This window comes from Streptomyces sp. NPDC058145 (assembly GCF_042884245.1).
Taxonomy (GTDB): Bacteria; Actinomycetota; Actinomycetes; order Streptomycetales; family Streptomycetaceae; genus Streptomyces.
Window position 1 is genome coordinate 332803 of sequence record NZ_JBHVUH010000010.1, and the last position, 16397, is coordinate 349199.

The 16397-nt window shown below is 71.3% G+C and carries 14 protein-coding genes, 2 tRNA genes and 3 pseudogenes; 7 read left to right on the forward strand and 12 right to left on the reverse strand.

Annotated features, from left to right (window positions below; all coding sequences use genetic code 11):
- Positions 1-97: 97 nt before the first annotated feature.
- Entirely contained in the window at positions 98-1096 is a 999-nt protein-coding gene (locus ACFVVO_RS24285) for an ArsR/SmtB family transcription factor (protein WP_390057685.1), read from the reverse strand.
- A 429-nt stretch (positions 1097-1525) separates the two neighbouring features.
- On the opposite strand from ACFVVO_RS24285, the gene ACFVVO_RS24290 reads away from it, so the two are divergent.
- Positions 1526-1602: transfer RNA gene (locus tag ACFVVO_RS24290), tRNA-Met, on the forward strand.
- 225 nt (positions 1603-1827) lie between these two features.
- On the opposite strand, the gene ACFVVO_RS24295 is transcribed toward ACFVVO_RS24290, so the two are convergent.
- Positions 1828-2481: a TetR/AcrR family transcriptional regulator gene (locus ACFVVO_RS24295; protein ID WP_390057686.1), complete on the reverse strand. Its 654-nt coding sequence runs from the start codon at positions 2479-2481 to the stop codon at positions 1828-1830.
- 86 nt (positions 2482-2567) lie between these two features.
- Here ACFVVO_RS24295 and ACFVVO_RS24300 point away from each other — a divergent pair, with 86 nt between their 5' ends.
- The 4 genes from ACFVVO_RS24300 (at position 2568) to ACFVVO_RS24315 (ending at position 3931) form a co-directional block, all read left to right on the forward strand.
- Complete coding sequence (locus ACFVVO_RS24300) at positions 2568-2999, forward strand: DUF4345 domain-containing protein (protein WP_390057687.1); 432 nt, start codon at positions 2568-2570, stop codon at positions 2997-2999.
- Between the two features lie 325 nt (positions 3000-3324).
- Entirely contained in the window at positions 3325-3528 is a 204-nt protein-coding gene (locus ACFVVO_RS24305) for a cold-shock protein (RefSeq protein ID WP_390057688.1), read from the forward strand.
- 49 nt (positions 3529-3577) lie between these two features.
- Positions 3578-3651 (forward strand) — tRNA-Met (locus tag ACFVVO_RS24310).
- Between the two features lie 61 nt (positions 3652-3712).
- On the forward strand, positions 3713-3931 hold the full coding sequence (locus ACFVVO_RS24315; protein WP_390057756.1) for a hypothetical protein: 219 nt from the start codon (positions 3713-3715) through the stop codon (positions 3929-3931).
- Between the two features lie 13 nt (positions 3932-3944).
- On the opposite strand, the pseudogene ACFVVO_RS24320 reads toward ACFVVO_RS24315, so the two are convergent.
- A pseudogene (locus ACFVVO_RS24320) lies at positions 3945-4170 on the reverse strand (IS110 family transposase); the annotation flags it as partial.
- A gap of 228 nt (positions 4171-4398) precedes the next feature.
- Here ACFVVO_RS24320 and ACFVVO_RS24325 point away from each other — a divergent pair.
- Together ACFVVO_RS24325 and ACFVVO_RS24330 are read left to right on the forward strand one after the other, a co-directional pair.
- Positions 4399-4764: a DUF805 domain-containing protein gene (locus ACFVVO_RS24325; protein WP_390057689.1), complete on the forward strand. Its 366-nt coding sequence runs from the start codon at positions 4399-4401 to the stop codon at positions 4762-4764.
- A 331-nt stretch (positions 4765-5095) separates the two neighbouring features.
- Entirely contained in the window at positions 5096-5257 is a 162-nt protein-coding gene (locus tag ACFVVO_RS24330; protein ID WP_390057690.1) for a hypothetical protein, read from the forward strand.
- 296 nt (positions 5258-5553) lie between these two features.
- Here the strand turns inward: ACFVVO_RS24330 and ACFVVO_RS24335 are convergent, their stop codons facing one another.
- From ACFVVO_RS24335 to ptlD, 9 genes and pseudogenes are all read right to left on the reverse strand, one after another.
- On the reverse strand, positions 5554-7935 hold the full coding sequence (locus ACFVVO_RS24335; RefSeq protein ID WP_390057691.1) for an SCO7613 C-terminal domain-containing membrane protein: 2382 nt from the start codon (positions 7933-7935) through the stop codon (positions 5554-5556).
- A gap of 229 nt (positions 7936-8164) precedes the next feature.
- Positions 8165-9322 (reverse strand): flavodoxin-dependent (E)-4-hydroxy-3-methylbut-2-enyl-diphosphate synthase, encoded by a 1158-nt coding sequence (gene ispG / locus ACFVVO_RS24340; protein WP_390057692.1) that lies wholly within the window; start codon positions 9320-9322, stop codon positions 8165-8167.
- 199 nt (positions 9323-9521) lie between these two features.
- Positions 9522-10676, reverse strand: a pseudogene (locus tag ACFVVO_RS24345) (transketolase C-terminal domain-containing protein); the annotation flags it as partial.
- Positions 10677-10847 (reverse strand): annotated as a pseudogene (locus ACFVVO_RS24350) (1-deoxy-D-xylulose-5-phosphate synthase N-terminal domain-containing protein); the annotation flags it as partial. It lies immediately after the preceding pseudogene.
- Positions 10844-11842 carry a 4-hydroxy-3-methylbut-2-enyl diphosphate reductase gene (ispH, locus tag ACFVVO_RS24355; RefSeq protein ID WP_390057693.1) on the reverse strand — a complete coding sequence of 333 codons (999 nt, stop codon included), beginning with the start codon at positions 11840-11842 and terminating at the stop codon, positions 10844-10846. The pseudogene ACFVVO_RS24350 and the gene ispH, both read right to left, overlap by 4 nt.
- A complete protein-coding gene (gene ptlI, locus ACFVVO_RS24360) occupies positions 11839-13233 on the reverse strand; it encodes a pentalenene oxygenase (RefSeq protein ID WP_390057694.1) in 1395 nt (464 codons plus the stop codon). Before ptlI ends, ispH begins: the two co-directional genes overlap by 4 nt.
- 112 nt (positions 13234-13345) lie before the next feature.
- A complete protein-coding gene (ptlA, locus tag ACFVVO_RS24365) occupies positions 13346-14359 on the reverse strand; it encodes a pentalenene synthase (protein ID WP_390057695.1) in 1014 nt (337 codons plus the stop codon).
- Between the two features lie 109 nt (positions 14360-14468).
- Positions 14469-15482, reverse strand: coding sequence for a polyprenyl synthetase family protein (locus tag ACFVVO_RS24370; protein ID WP_390057696.1), 1014 nt, complete (start codon positions 15480-15482; stop codon positions 14469-14471).
- On the reverse strand, positions 15479-16378 hold the full coding sequence (ptlD, locus tag ACFVVO_RS24375; RefSeq protein ID WP_390057697.1) for a neopentalenolactone/pentalenolactone F synthase: 900 nt from the start codon (positions 16376-16378) through the stop codon (positions 15479-15481). Before ptlD ends, ACFVVO_RS24370 begins: the two co-directional genes overlap by 4 nt.
- Positions 16379-16397: the final 19 nt, after the last annotated feature.

Below are 16397 nucleotides of genomic sequence, written 5' to 3' on the forward strand. Positions count from 1 at the left end.
GCGCGTGGCGGATGGGAGGTCCGGTGGACGCCGAGGACATGGTGCAAGACGCCATCGCCTGCGTGCTCGCTCCGCGTCCATCGAGTAGATGCTGCGTCTACCGGCCTTTGGTCAGCCGGGATCCTTCGGGGGTGCGGCGGTAGAGCACCGATCGGCCGGCTCGGGTGCGGGTGACGAGGCCGGCCCGGTGCAGTACGCCGAGGTGGTAGGAGACCGTGGCCGGGCTGAGGAAGTGACGTGCGGCCAACTGCGCGGTGGAGACCGGTTGTGCCAGCGCTGCGAGCAGTCCGGCGCGGGTGGGGCCGAGCAACTGGGCCGTCTCCGCGGAGGGAGACTGCGGGGCGGTGGCGCTGGCCATGGCTTTGTCACGGATGGGATAGACGAGCATGGGGGGCCGATTTTCGTCGCGTGTCGGGTCCACGGCCACGGCCGGGCGAGGCGCGACAAGCGACGGCACGACGACCACCAGGGGCACGCGCAACGCGATCCGGAATCGGCTCTCGACGCGCAGCGTGCCGTCAGCCCACTCGATCTCGGGATGTAAGGAGTTGAAGAGCTTCGCTGCTCCGTGCCCGGCCAGCACGCCGGCGCATCGGCCGACTTCCGCGTCGAGAATGGCCTTGGCGGCCTCCCAATGCGGGGCGAAGGCCAGCTCCCAGTAGCGCTGCATCTCCTCGGCGGCTTGCCGGGCCACGTGCGTACCGCCCCGCGCTATGGCCTGCTGCAGCACCGCCGACAGCTCGGAACCGGCGAGGGCGTTGCGCGGCCGCCCGTCGCGCAACGCCTCCAGCTCACTCAGGATGCGCTCGGGCGGGGTGGAGCGGACTCGCTGCAACTCCTCCTCGACGGTGGGGGAGGGGCGGGACGGGTACGGGTTGAGGAAGTCGGGCACGTATCCGGGTCCGTCCAGGGCCAGTTCGGACAGCAGCGGCAGCCGGGCCCGGCGCAGCACGCGTCGCGCGCGAGCGACCCATGGATCCGCATGGGGGGCCGGTTGAAGCCCCCAGGACAGCAGTGTGGCGACGACCTCGTGCAACGGCGAGACCGCGAAGCGGGAGCGGGCAAGGCCGGCGGCATCGACGGTGAGCTCGATCATGATCCTCCCGCTGTCTGGCCCTGCCGGCCCGACGGCCGTCCCTTCAAACCTGCTCGAATCGTGGCACGAAACCTCGCGGTGGCGGACCCGACCGGAGCAGAGTGGCGGCAAGTAATCGCATATGCCAACCGCCACACCGGACAAGTCGCTGCGCCGTGAACTGCAGGACGATGTCGGTGCCTTTCTGAGTCGTCCGATCAGACGGGGAACCCGTCAGTCGGCGCTGCCCCGGGGGAAGGCGTGCGCATCACCCCGGGTCATGGCCAGGGGTGACGCCGAAGACAAGTGGCCGGCAGCGGCCGTCGGCCCAGGGCGCACCGCACCTGCGGGTGGTGCGGTGGGTGGGTGGGTGAAGGACAGCGGCAAAGAGGCCCCGCGCTGGCCTCCGACCCGAGTCGCGTGATCCACCGTGTAGGGTGGTGTCACCGACGCGGGGTGGAGCAGCTCGGTAGCTCGCTGGGCTCATAACCCAGAGGTCGCAGGTTCAAATCCTGTCCCCGCTACCAGGAAGAAGGGGCCCGCAGCAGCGGGCCCCTTCTGCATTGGCTCTCACTGTTACCCGTGCCCCGTCGGGCAGGGGCCTGATCGCTGCGTGATCCCACGGAGGTGCCGGCCCTCATGCGGTGAGCGCTGTGACGGGTTGCTGCGGCGACCGGGCGGCGAATGCTGGATATCAGTGCTTGACGCCGTCGGTGCGGCGCTGCCTTCGGGCGGCCGAGTGGTTGGGCTTCTCACGCCTTGCCGTATGGCGGGCCTGGGGAACCTGCAGTTGGTTCGTGGTGCGGCCAGTGCGGGGCCGGGTCCTGTGCGAGCAGTGGTCGCAGCGCGCCGAGGACGGCGCCGATGCACACGTCGCGCAACTGGGTGCGGGTGCAGGTCTCGTGGGTCAGCCAGTCGACGCAGAGGACCTGGACGAAGACCAGCCAGCTCTTCAGGACGCCGGACACGGCCTCGCGGGCAGTCTCGTCCGCGAGGGGCAGTACGGCCAGCAGTCGCGCACGGAGCGCGTCCAGCTCGTTCGTCATGATCGTCTGAATCACCGGGTCCCCCGCGAGGACCCGGTTCGCGGTGAGGACGGCGTTGCGATTCGCCACGAAGTAGTCGAGGTGGACGTCCATACCCTGGGTCAGCTGATCCACCAGGGAGTCGGCGGGGTCGAACCGGGTCTCGGCGAGCAACTGGTCCGCCGCCTGCTGGTAAATGGCCGCGAAGAGGGCGTGCTTGCTGGGGAAGTGACGGTAGAGCAGGGCCCGGGAGACTCCGGCCTCTTCGGCGACCTGCTCCATCAGTACGTCGGCGTACGGGTGTGCGGCGAAGAGCCGTGCGCCGACGGCGAGGAGTTGGGTCCGGCGGGCAATGGGAGTGAGGCGTTGGCGAGAAGACACGCATGAAGCCTAGTTGACATGCGTCTACTAGTGCACTCACTGTAGTAGACGCATGTCAACTAGGCACCCGACGGCGTGGGGGAATGATGGCCAAGGCTCTGCGTGCACTCGCACAGCTGATGGGCTGGACTTGTGTGGCGATCGGTCTGTTCCATGTGGCACTGGGCAACGCGGCGATTCCGGGAGCCGGTTCCGCCGGCGCGACGGTCGACAGCTGGGGCCGGTTCATGGGGGCCAGCTTCGTCGGCTACGGGCTGGCCTGGCTCTGGGCCGCACGGCAGCGTCCGATCCCTGCTCGGGCGGTGCGGTGGCTGGCAGGTGTATTCCTGCTGGGCGGCGTGGGCCGGCTGCTCTCGCTCGCCCTGCACGGTTGGCCGCAGTGGTTCCAGACCGCGCTGGCGGTGATCGAGCTCGGCCTGCCGCCGGTCTTCTTCTGGCTGGCTGATGCGGAGGAGCGGGCGCCGCGTAGCGATGTGGAAGCCGTGCCCGCCGGCGGACGCGGCACCCTTCCTGAGTGAACGTGTGAGAACCGCTGCTTCGAGAAGCACGGTCAGCGCCAACTGCTCCCCGCGGGATGGTCCCAGACGCCGGATGAGATCCAGTGCGAGCTCGTTCTGCTCCCCGCACCCGTGGGAGGGGCCAGCCAGTCCGTAACGCCCCCCGGCCCCCCCGCCCCCGGCCGCCGGCAGACACCGTCGCGCGTCAGGACAGCCCCCCTTGAGCGACGTGAGCAGAAAGTCGGATAACCCGGAGGTGCCTCGGGTAGAAAGGACGCCGGGTGCCCTTATGAGGGCGCCCCTACCCACCAGCCGGGTCTGCCCGGCGAGAACGAAGGACGACAGCATGGCCAGCGGCACCGTGAAGTGGTTCAACGCCGAGAAGGGCTTCGGCTTCATCGCCCAGGACGGCGGCGGACCGGACGTCTTCGCGCACTACTCCAACATCGCCGGGAACGGTTACCGCGAGCTGGTGGAGGGGGAAAAGGTCACCTTCGAGGTGACACAGGGACAGAAGGGGCCTCAGGCGGAGAACATCGTCCGGGCCTGACGTCGGCACCCTGCCCCGTCCCGCGTGTGTAGAGTGGCGGTACCGACGACGCGGGGTGGAGCAGCTCGGTAGCTCGCTGGGCTCATAACCCAGAGGTCGCAGGTTCAAATCCTGTCCCCGCTACGAGATGGAAAAGGCCCGGTCATCCGGGCCTTTTCCATGCAGTCATGGCGCCGCATGTGCGATGTGCCGGTTTGGTTCGCCCGGCTTCGGCGGGCTGCCGGGTGCCGAGGACCGGGGTGCCGAAGAAGACGAGCCTGGGTTTCTTCGTGCGATCGGGCGTCGACCGGGCAAGCCAGTGGTGATGATGCCCGAGGGTGACTGGGAGCGAAGCCATCCGGTGCTCGGGTTCGATGTCGAGTCCGACCAGATGGTGCTGTTGGTGGAGCCGCGGGTCGGCTGACTGCCCCCGCCGGGCGCACTTCGTAGAAGGTGCCGTCGCGGAGCATGGCGAAGAGGACGTCAGCCCGTCGTCGCGCAAGGCAGAGCAATGCCTGGGTGTGGTGTGTGCCCCGGGCGATCTTCTTGGTCGTAGTAGGACTGCGAGGCCGGGCCGCCCAGGGCGGGACCCTTCAAGTCCGATCGACCACCTCGGACGGACTCGGTTGGAGATCGTTCCGGCGTCGGATCGGTGGCGGACTGGCTGCGATGTGCTGTCGTTTGAGCAACGGAATGAACTCGGCCTCGCGAACGACCGTCATCCAGCCGGGTCACTTGGTGATCATGGACGGATCTGCCCCGGATGGCGGTATCGGGAGCATGCCCGAGCGCACACCCCCTGGATGAAAGACACGCTGCTGCTCACCCCCTACCCTCTGCGCCGGGCCTGATTTGTTTCAGGTGGCCGAACATCGATCCCTGGGGGGACACATGAGCTGGTTCATTGCGGCGTTCAAGAAGTACGCCGTCTTCAAAGGCCGGGCGCGCCGCAAGGAATACTGGATGTTCACACTGGTCGTGTACGCCATCTATGGCGTGCTGGGCGGGCTCGCGGTTGCGACCCGCATGCCGACCCTTGCCGTCGGCTTCCTCATCGCCGTTCTCGTGTTCGCGCTGCCGACCTGGGCTGTGACGGTCCGTCGCCTGCACGACTCGGGCCTTTCCGGCTGGTTGGTCTTTATCGGGCTCGTCCCGACGATCGGCTTCGTCGCTCTGACGACCTTCTGCTGCACGAAGAGCAATGAGGGCGCGAACAAGTACGGCCCGAACCCGAAGGTGGTCCCGGCCGTCGCGTGACGCCGCGACGTCGGTATCCGCCGCTCCGGGGCCGCCGGGCCGGCGTGGCCCGGCGGCCCCGGCATCACCCGTTCGCCGATGTGCAGCCGTGTCCGCGCCCCCGTCGGGGAGGAGCCGCTCCCCACCGCGCCGCTCCTGGGGGGACTGGCTTCACCGGCCGCGCGCAGCGATCAGATCAATGCCGGCTGCGTGCGTCGGGTGGCTGCCCCGGGGAACCTGTGCTGCAAATGGAGAAAGGAACGTGTGGAGCGGTCATCCCGGCCGCGCAGGTCGCCGATGCGATGGTGCGCCGGGCTGCTATCGGATCCGTACCGGTGAGAGGGGCGAACTGATGAGTACCTCCGAGGAGAACGACACCCCGCAGGTCGACGAGGAGACGAGGGAGCGGTCCGCGGAGCAGCGGAATATCACCGCGCCCACCCCGCCGGACGTGCGTGCCAAGGGCGAGGCCGACGACACGGACCCGCCGGCGGCCGAGCCTGAAGCCCCCTAGGGCCTGTCGTCAAATTCCCGTCTGCCCCGCGACGTCTGGCACGCTCCCCCAGAGGGGGCACCCCCACTCGCCGCACCGGGCGAAAGCCCAAGTACGTCCAGTACGAGGACTTCCGCCCGGCACGCCGAGAGCACGCACCAGACGCCGCAGGGCCGCCCTTCGGGCGACGACGGGAATTTGACGACAGGCCCTAGGTGCTACGGGCGGTAGCGGCCCGTCGGAGGCGAGTTGCTTCCGGCGGGTGTGCCGCCCGGTCTCGGAACGCGCGGATTCCCGGGTGCTCGGGGAGGAACGGCCTAGTTCATCCGGCCCAGGGCGTTCCGTGCCCGCCGCACGTCCCGCAGCCGCTGTTCGTACGTGGCGCCGACGGCGAGCAGCAGTAGGCCGGCGAGTGCGGGAGGCGCCCAGCGGGGGAGGAGCCCGGTGATCTGTATCAGGTAGGGGGCCAGTTCGTGCAGCGCGTCCAGCACGAGCACCCCGCCGCCGAGCAGTAGCGGCGTCCGCAGCCGGTGCCGGGCGCCCACCAGGGTGACCAGCAGTGCCGCCGCGCCCAGCAGCCACGGGCGGGTGGCGTACGAGTCGGTCCAGGCGGTCGCGAGGCTCGGGATGAGCGTGGCGGCCAGACCGGGGCCGTACGCCACCCACGACGACGCCTGCGGATCCCGGCGCCGGCGCAGTGCGCCCATCACGAGCGCCGGGACGGACAACGGCACTGTGTACGCCTCCGGTGCCGTGACGCCCCAGGCCGCGAGGCGCGCCCAGGCGGCCAGAGCGAACAGCGCGGTGGCCGCGTAGGCGGCGGGGCGGCGGTCGGCTCGCACGGCCGTCCCGCTCGCGATCACCGCGGACAGGGACAGCACCAGGGAGAGCATCGCCGGATCGCTGACCGTCAGGGCGATCGCCAGGAGACCGGCGGCCGCACCCGTCACCTCGACCACCACGGTCGTCCGCGCGTCGGCGGCCCGTGCGGCGAACAGCGCGGCCACGGCCGGTACCAGGAGCACGAGGAGCGCGGTGTGCTGCGGCGCCCAGCCCGCCGCGGCGCCCACCGCGCAGGCCCAAGCGGCGCCGTACCCGAGCGCGGCCGGGGCCGTGACCGTGGTGAGGCGCTGCTTGAGGGACACGGCCGCGAAGAGCACCGTCAGAGCGGTGAGCACTCCCACGGTCGCGGACCGCGTCGGCAGTGAGAGAAACGCGAGCGAGACGGACGTGACGAGGGCGAGGACCAACGGCGGTAGCAGGCCGGTGCTCTCCGTCACCCCGGACCGTGTCGCCACCGCGAGCAGGGCCGCCGTCGCCAGCGCCTCCACCACGAGCGCCGCCGGGTACGGCACGTCCGTCACCACCGGGAGGACCATGAGCGCGGACCACCCGAGTACCAGCACGCCCGTCAGGGCCCTGGGCCGCCACGTCGCAGTGCGGACCGCGAGTGCGAGGACGGCGGCGACGGTGGCGAGGACCAGCGGCGCCGTCTGCAGCTGCGGCAGCCACGTCGCGCCCACCGACACGGCCTGACGGGCGCCGTCCGGTGCTCCCGACCACACCCGTGCTGCCCAGCCGGCCGGCCCCAGCACCGTCAGCGCGAGCAGGGGCAGCACCCACAGCACCGCCAGACCCTGCACGGCGGCGGAGGCGATGGCGAGGCCCCGCCGGACCGGCTCGGGGAGCCGCTTGGCCCGTACCGCCGCCAGCAGCGAGATCCCGAAGGCGAGATGAGCGGGAACAGCCCAGGTGGCCGGCACCGCCGGGCGGACGATACCGCCGAGCGCGGTGACGGCGAGCAGGCCGGCCGCGAGGGACAGCCCGACGGCGTGCCCCGCGGCACGATCCCGCCATGCCGCCACCAGCGCGACACCGGCCGCGAACAGCAGCAGCGCGGCCGCCTCGGCTCCGGCGCCCGGACCGCCGGCCGTCCACGAAAGCCAGGCCGCACCCAGCACGCCCCACACCCCCATGCCGTACGCGCCGACCGTGGCGGCGATCCTTACCAGCCCGGCCGGAGCGCGCAGCGCCACAAGCGTGTCGCACGCGGCCGTCACGAGCAGCGCGCCGGTGATCCCGTACCGCCCCGCGTCGGCCGCCACCGCCCCCAGGAGCAGCGGCAGCTGCGCCGCGGTCAGCGCGGCCGGAAGCGGCAGCCGCAGCGCCCCCGTGCGCGGCAGCAGCCCGTACCCCGTCCACACGGCCGCCAGCACCGCCGACGCCCCAGCCGCGTACGCCGTGGCGTCCACACCGGTGAGGGCGACCGCGTGCAGCGCGTAGGCGTCGAGCACCATGAGCGCCAACGCGAGCCCTGCCACCGCCTCGGCCGTCGAGCGCAGGCCACGACCCAGCAGTGGCAGCGGAGCGACCAGGGCGGCCACCGTGACCGCGCCCAGCACCAGCGAGCGTCCGGCGATCCCCAGGTGTCCCCAGCTGACCAGCGTGAACGCGATGGCCGCGATGGTCAGCAGCAGGCCGCCCAGGAGCAGCAGCACATTCTGCACGCGCGGCGCGGTGGCCTCGGGCCGGTGCAGCGCGGGCGTGGCAGCGGTCGGCACCCGACTGGGCGGCAGCGAAGGCAGATGGCTGACCAACCAGGCGCGGCGCGTCAGCAACTGGACGCGGCGAGCGTCCAGTTGCCACAGCTCGGCGTCGATGAGCCGCAGTTCCTCGGCCGGTGGTGGAACGTGTGTCATGGTACGGAGTGTGAGCCGCGCCACCTCGTACTGCATGAGCGCGCCTACTCAGAAAGTACTCAGGTCCCGTGAGTGAGCCCGCGGGGTGAGCAGACTCGGCGCATGGACGGGACGCATCGCACTACCGCTGCCTCGGTCAGACTCGAATCGTGTTGGGCAGCTCGATGCCGCCGCTGCGCGGCGATCACCGGTACCGGCTCCTCGGTGTTCCCGCCGGATACTTGGCGCTCTACTGCCCGGCGGAGGGGGCGGCCTCGGAGGAGTCGTCGTCTTCGTCCTGCCGCATCAGCTCGGCGAGCTTGAACGCCTCCTCGATGAGCGTCTCGACGATCTTGGACTCGGGTACGGTCCTGACGACCTCGCCCTGGACGAAGATCTGCCCCTTACCGTTGCCGGAGGCGACACCGAGGTCCGCTTCCCGGGCCTCGCCGGGGCCGTTCACGACGCAGCCCATGACGGCGACGCGGAGCGGGATGTCCATGCCCTTCAGTCCGGCGGTGACCTCTTCGGCGAGCTTGTAGACGTCGACCTGGGCGCGGCCGCAGGACGGGCAGGAGACGATCTCCAGGCCGCGCTGCTTGAGGTTCAGGGACTCCAGGATCTGGTTGCCGACCTTGACCTCCTCCACGGGAGGCGCGGACAGGGAGACGCGGATGGTGTCGCCGATGCCCTGGGACAGCAGCGCGCCGAACGCGACAGCCGACTTGATGGTGCCCTGGAAGGCGGGGCCGGCCTCGGTGACGCCGAGGTGCAGCGGGTAGTCGCACTGCTCCGCGAGCTGCTTGTACGCCTCGACCATGACGACGGGGTCGTTGTGCTTGACGGAGATCTTGATGTCCCGGAAGTCGTGCTCCTCGAACAGCGACGCCTCCCACAGCGCGCTCTCGACCAGCGCCTCCGGGGTGGCCCTGCCGTACTTCTTCAGCAGACGGCGGTCGAGCGAGCCCGCGTTGACCCCGATACGGACCGGAGTGCGGTGATCGTTGGCGGCCCGCGCGATCTCGCGGACCTTGTCGTCGAACTGCTTGATGTTGCCGGGGTTGACGCGGACGGCGGCGCAGCCGGCCTCGATGGCGGCGAAGACGTACTTGGGCTGGAAGTGGATGTCCGCGATCACCGGGATCTGCGACTTGCGCGCGATGGTCGCGAGGGCGTCGGCGTCGTCCTGGGTGGGGCAGGCGACGCGGACGATCTGGCAGCCGGACGCGGTGAGTTCGGCGATCTGCTGGAGGGTCGCGCCGATGTCGGATGTGCGGGTCGTGGTCATGGACTGGACCGAGACCGGGGCGTCGCCGCCCACGGGTACGGTCCCTACGTGGATCTGACGGCTGGTACGTCGTCGGGCCGGCCTCGGCGGCACCGTCGGCACTCCAAGAGCGACAGGCATGACAGTTCCTCAAGATGGTCGGCCGGTCCGGGCGGACCGGTTTGTGGCTGATGACTGTGTGCCGTTGAGGGCTGTGGAAGTGCTGGAGACAAGGCGCGGTGGCGAAGGCGGGCGCGCCTCGCGGGCGGCTGGGTCACGGGCGGTCCTCGGGGTCGTCACCGTGCGGGTGGGCGCCGACCGCCGGTCGGGGTGCCCGGAGTCAGCCGACGGTGAGGGAGGTGGTGACTCCCTTCCGGGCCTGCCATCCTGAGGGCAGGGCCTCCAGCAGCGCGTGGGTGAGATGGTGGGGGGTGAGGCCGCCGGCCTCCAGGACGTCGGCCCGTGAGCCGTGGTCGAGGAAGCGCTGCGGGAGACCGAAGACGTGCACCGGCAGGCCCGACTTGGTGTCGCTCAGCTCCTGGGCGACGCGCGCCCCGACGCCGCCGACCCGGCCGCTGTCCTCGACCGTGGCGACCAGCAGGTGATCGAGGGCGAGCCCGGTCAGCCCGGGCGGCACCGGCTTGATCCAGCGGGGGTCCACGACGGTGACGCCGACGCCCCGCTCGGCCAGCCGTTCGGCGACGTCGAGGCAGGTGGCGGCCATGGCGCCGACCGAGACCAGGAGAATGTCGGGACGCTCGCCGCGGTGCAGGACGTCCAGCTCGGCGTGGACGTCCACGGCCGGGATGTCCGCGCCGCTGGAGCCCTTGGGGAAGCGCAGGGCGGTGGGGCCGTCGTCGCAGGCCACGGCCTCCCGCAGGGCGCGGCGCAGGGTGGCGGCGTCGCGTGGGGCGGCCAGCCGCAGGCCGGGTACCAGGTTCAGCAGCGACAGGTCCCACATGCCGTTGTGCGAGGGGCCGTCATCGCCGGTCACGCCGGCCCGGTCCAGGACGAAGGTGACCGGGGCGCGGTGCAGGGCCACGTCCATCAGGAGCTGGTCGAAGGCCCGGTTGAGGAAGGTGGCGTACAGCGCGACGACCGGGTGCATCCCGCCGAGGGCCAGCCCCGCGGCGGCGGTCACGGCGTGCTGTTCGGCGATGCCGACGTCGATGACGCGCTCGGGGTGGCGGCGGGCGAACTCGCTGAGCCCGGTCGGGTCGAGCATGGCCGCGGTGATGGCGACCACGTCCGGCCGCTCGGCGGCGAGGTCGGCCAGCTCGCTGCCGAACACGGACGTCCAGCTGGGCGCGCCCCCCGGCTTTCGGGCGGAGGCGGCGCGCACGGCGTGGAAGCGGTCCGTGTCGTCCTGCTCGGCGGGGAGGTGGCCGCGGCCCTTCTCGGTGACGCAGTGCACCACCACGGGTCCCCGCAGGGCGACGGCCTCGCGCAGCGCCTTCTCCACGGCCTCGATGTCATGGCCGTCCACCGGGCCGAGGTTGGGGCCGAGGTGGCCGCCGTTGGCGGTGCAGGTGTCCACCAGCAGCCGCCGGATCCGCGGCGCCAGTTCCCGGGCTGCCTCCGGGGACAGGGCGCGCAGGTCCTCCGGCCTCCGGATCCCCTCCAGGCGTGGCACAGCGCAACCCTCTTTCTCCAGTGGCGGATTCATCGCACCCCACCGGGTGCGGGCGAGGCCTCGCCGGCCAGCGGTGTACGCGGGACGCGGCCGGTGACCGGGTCGGCCAGCCGGCCGGGCATGGAGAACACGACGTCCTCGGCGATGCCCCGCTGGAGCTCGACCTGGTCGAAGCCGAGTGCGGCGAGCCGGGTGACGAGCCCGTCGACGAGGATCTCCGGGGCACTGGCCCCGGCGCTGATGCCGACCGACGACACGTCCTTCAGCCAGGCCGCTTCGAGATGCTGTTCGTCGGGCACCAGATGGGCGGCGGCGCCGTGGTCGCGGGCCACCTCGACCATGCGCAGCGAGTTGCTCGAGTTGTGCGAGCCGACGATCAGGACCAGGTCGTTGTCGCGTGCGAGATCCTTGACGGCGTTCTGCCGGTTCTGGCTGGCGTAGCAGATGTCGTCGCCGGGGGTGATCAGGTCGGTGAAGCGGGCGCGCAGGGCCTCGACGACGCGCTCGGTCTCGTCGAACGAGAGGGTGGTCTGGGTGAGGACGGCGACCGGGGTGTCGTCGGGCAGGCCGAGGCGCCGTACGTCGTCCTCGGTCTCGATGACGACGATCCGGTCGGGGGCCTCGCCGAGGACGCCCTCGACCTCCTCATGGCCCTCGTGCCCGACGAGGAGGATGGTGCGGCCGTCGCGTGCGAAGCGCACCGCTTCGCTGTGGACCTTGGAGACCAGCGGGCAGGTGGCGTCGATGACTTCGAGCTGCCGGCCGCCGGCGGCGGAGCGCACCGCGGGGGAGACGCCGTGCGCGGAGAACACGCAGACCGCGCCCCGCGGGACCTCCTCCTCGCTGTCGACGAAGACCGCGCCGCGCCTTTGCAGCTCCGAGACGATGTAGTGGTTGTGCACGATCTCCTTGCGCACGTACACCGGCGCCCCGTGCAGGTCCAGCGCCCGCTCGACGATGCCGATGGCGCGCCGTACGCCCGCGCAGAAGCCGCGCGGCTGGGCCAGGACGACGTTCCCTTCGCTCACGCCGCGTCACCCCCGGCCGGTGCGGGGACGGCGGAGGTCATCCGGCGCGGGGTGCGTGCGTCCAGCCTCAGGCGCAGCCGGCGCGGGTGGTAGACGGTGGCCAGCGGGACCGGGCGGATGTCCATGCCGGGCTCGCAGGTGACCCGCCAGCGGCCGAGGATGGTGGCGAGTCCCAGGGTGGCCTCGGTGCGTGCGTAGAGGTCGCCGATGCACTTGCGGGCGCCGGTGCCGAACGGCACGTAGGCGTGGCGGGAGGCCGGCGCGACTCGGTCGGGGAGCCAGCGGTCGGGATCGAACTTCTTGGGGTTGTCGAAGGCGTCCTCGTACTGGGCGACCGCGGCGGGGCTGAAGACGACGGTGGAGCCGGCGGGCAGCTGACGGCCCGCGAGTTCGGTCGGGGAGGTGGTGAGGCGGGTGAACAGCCAGGCCGGCGGGTGCAGTCGCAGCGTCTCGGAGATGATGCGGTCGGTCAGCGACAGGTTCGGCAGGTCGTCCCACTGCGGGGCGCGGCCGTCGAGGACGGCGTCGATCTCGTCGTAGAGCGCGGCCTCGATCTCCGGGTGCTGGGAGAGGAGGTAGAAGACCCAGGTGAGGGTGCCGGCGACGGTCTCGGTGCCGGCCGCCATGACGGTGATGACCTGGTCGTGGATCTCCTTGTCGCCGAGCCGGCCGCCGTCGTCGTCGCGGGAGGCGATCAGGGCGGCGAGCAGGTCGTCACGTTCGGTGTCGGAGCTGCGGTAGTCGTCGATGAGTCGCTGGGTGGTCTCGTGCAGGAAGCCCAGGTTGCTCTTGTAGCGGCGCTGGGAGGGCAGGGGCAGCCGGCGGATCGAGGCCGGCAGGAACATCTGCCGGAACAGGCCGTTGAGCACGACGTCGAAGGAACGTTCCACCTTGGCCGCCAGCTCGGGGCTGACGGGTGTGGAGTACAGCGTGCGGCCGACCGTGCGCAGGGCCATGCCGTACATCTCCGGGAAGGCGTCGACGACCATGCCGTCCTGCCAGCGCGACGCCGTGTCCTCGATCTCGGCCTGCATGGCCTCGGCGTACCGCTTGAGCTGGCCGCGGGTGAACGCCGACTGCATCAGCCGGCGCTGGCGGCGGTGGTCGGCGAACGGGCAGGTGACCAGGCCGTTGCCGGCGATGTCACGGGCGCGGTCGTAGAAGATGCCGCCCTTGTCGAAGACGCGGTCGTTGGTCAGGACGTGCCGCAGCACTTCGGGGTGGGTCGGGACGTAGGCCGTGGTGGGGCCGATCCTGATCTCGACCAGGTCGCCGTGGGCCGACAGCGAGGTCATGAAGTTCACGGGGTGACGCATCATCTGGAGGGCGTGTCCCACGACGGGGAGCGCCCCGGGCGCCGCTCCCGCCGAGAAGGTGGTCTGCTCGCTCATTCGATTCTCAACTTCCCGTCTGTACTGAGCTGTTGACAGCCGTTCCGGTCTGTCGACAGCTGTGCCGCCGTGACGGCCGGGCGCGGGTGGATGGCGCTGGTGAGCGGTGCTGCTAGCGGGCGGTGCTGCCGAGCTCCTCCAGGTAGCCCTGGGCACCGGCGGCGAGCGCGAACTCGGCGTCGTAGCGGCCCGAGGAGCGGTGCCAGTCGTAGGAACCGCGGATCACGGTGCGCACTGCGTCGTTGCGGTAGCGCTCCAGGGCCTCGCGCTCGGCCTCGTCGAGCCGGTAGATGCCGCCGACCTGCGGCAGGCAGGACTCCAGCAGGAGGTACTGCTCCAGGCGGACGCGCACCTCGCTCTGGATGTGGGCGACGCTGCGGTCCTTGGACCAGCCGTGCTCCCGGCGCAGGATCATGACCATGTTGTTCTGCTCGCCGCGGGCCTCTTCCTTCTCCAGCGAGGCGATGTCGTTGAGCAGCAGATTGACGTCGACGGCGACCTGGAGCATCGCGGAGAGCACGGTGCTGTCGAAGACCCGGTGCGGCACCTCGAAGCGGCCCGCGCGCTCGGCGAGGTCGACCGTCGGCTGCACCCCGATGGTCTGCCGGCGCACGGCCAGGTACTGGGCGGCGGAGTTGTACGGCGTGTCCCAGAAGCGGCTCTCCGCCTCGTCGACGTAGCCGTCGAAGTAGCTGCGCCAGTGCCGGGCGCTGCGCGCGCACCAGGCGGGTGTCATGCCCTCGCTGGTGCGCCGCCAGATGTCGGCGAAGCCGTGGGCGATGGGGGGCGCGGTGTCGGGGAGGGGGCCGTCCAGCGCCGCCACGACCGCGTCGGTGAGCTGTTTGGTCTCCTCCGGGTTCTCGCCGCGCGGCCCGTCGAAGAGGTCGTCGAAGAGGAAGAACCACGACATCAGGTCGACGCCGAGGTCCAGGTCGGCACCGGTGGCGTGGGGGTAGAAGCGGGAGGCCAGGTCGGCGTAGCCGCCGCGCAGATGACGCTCGGCCGCCGCCTCGGACTTGATCAGCCCGAGCGAGCGCGGCCATATGAGCTGCTCGGCGTCGGCGCGGGCGTGATCCGGGCTCTGCCGGCCCGGCAGGGGTATGTGGAAGTCGACGTCCTGGGGCATGGGGGGAATCCTTAGGAGTGGGTTGCGGAGAAGCAGCGGAAACGGTGGTGCCCTGGCGGGAGTGCCGCAGGATCAGAAGGGGGGACAGGGGTACGGGGCCGGCCCGGTCTCAGACCTCGCGGTCGACGACGAACCGCCCGAGCGCGAGGAGTTCGTCCCGCGCGCCGGCGTCCAGCTCGACACCGCGCAGCGCGTCCTCGGCCAGCGCCATCCGGCGTGCGGCCTCGGCCTGCGCCCAGTCCCGGCCGCCGGCGCCCTCGATCAGGCCGGCCACGCGCCGCAGTTCCTCGTCGTCGGGTTCGCCGGGGGTGGTGAGCCAGGCGGCCAGCTCGTCGCTGAGCGGGCCGTCCTGGTTCAGTGCGTGGCTCACCGGCAGGGACTTCTTGCGGGAGCGCAGGTCGGAGTGGACCGACTTGCCGGTGACGGCCGGGTCGCCCCAGATGCCGAGAACGTCGTCGACGAGCTGGAAGGCGATGCCGACCTGGTCGCCGTAGAGCGCCAGCGCGTCCACCGCCGCCTCCGGCGCCCCGGCGAGGACGGCGCCGATCGCGGTGCTCGCCGACAGCAGCGCGCCGGTCTTGCCGGCGGCCATGTCGAGGCACTCCTCGACCGTGACGTGCGAGCGCTGTTCGAAGGCCAGGTCCTGGACCTGGCCGCGGATCAGATGACGGGTGGTGCGTGCCAGCAGCCGGGCGGCGGCCGCCGCCGTCGGCAGCCCGCTGTCCAGCAGCACCTCCTGGGCGAGCGCCAGCATCGCGTCACCGGTCAGGATGGCGCTGGAGGGACCCCACAGCTTCCACACCGTGCGCCGGTGGCGGCGCTCCTCGTCGCCGTCCATCAGATCGTCGTGCACCAGGGAGAAGTTGTGCACGAGCTCCACGGCGACGGCGCCGGACAGGGCGACCTCCGGCGGTGCGCCGACCGCCTCGGCCGACAGCAGCGCGAGCGCCGGCCGTACGGCCTTGCCGGCGTCGGCGCTGGTGGGCGCGCCGCCGGCGGTGGTCCAGCCGAAGTGGTAGGCCGCCTGGTGACGTGAGCGGTGGTCGAGCCGGTCGACGGCGGCGCGCAGCGCCGGGGTGATCGTGACCCGGCAGTGGCTGAGGCAGGCGGGAGCGGTGCTCATACGGCGACCTCCGCGCGCCAGGGGCCGGTCGGGTCGTCGAAGATGCTGACGACCTGGCGCATGATGCGCCGTTCGGCCGGGTCGAAGGCCTGCTTGGCGTGGACGGTGCCGAGCTGGTCCCACATGACGATGTCCCCGTGCTGCCAGCTGTGCGCGTAGGTGTACTGGGGCTTGCCCGCGTGCGCCAGCAGCTCGTCGAGCAGCTTGCGGCTGTCGTCGGGGGCGAGGTCCACGATCCGCTTGGTGTTCAGGGTGCTGATGTAGACCGACTGGCGGCCGGTGCGCGGATTGCGGGCGATGAGGGGGTGGATGGTGGAGGTGCCGTCCTCGGGCTGGATGTATTCGGGGCTCTCCCCTAGGGACACCTCGCCCTGGAGCTCCTCCTCGATGGTCTCCTCGTACCCGGTGCGCAGGGCGTGGCGGACCCGGTAGGAGTGCAGGCGCCGGCGTTCCTCAGGCGATAACGACTCGTACAGGGCGTACATGTCGGTGAAGAGGGTCTCCCCGCCGCCGGAGGGCGGCACTTCCACGGCCTCCAGGAAGCCGACCTGGGCGACGCGGGGGCGGAAGGAGTAGTCGGTGTGCCAGCCCATCCAGTCGGCGTCGCCGACGCCGATCTTGCGACCGTCCTCCACGAGGTTGGAGACGATCAGGATCTCGTTGTGGTCGGGGTGGGCGCCGCTGGTCAGACCGGTCTTGGGGATGTACCCGAAGCGGCGGCCGAAGGCCAGGAACTCCTCGTAGGAGGGGGTCTCGTGGCCGCGGAAGACGAGGACGAGATGCGCGTCGAGCGCCGCCCAGATCTCGTCCGACTGGGTCTTGTCCATGTCGCCGGTGACCTGGGCGCCGTGCACGACGGCGCCAAGGGCGGCGCCGGGTATCGGGGTTACGTCCATGGGCGTTGCCTCCTTTCGC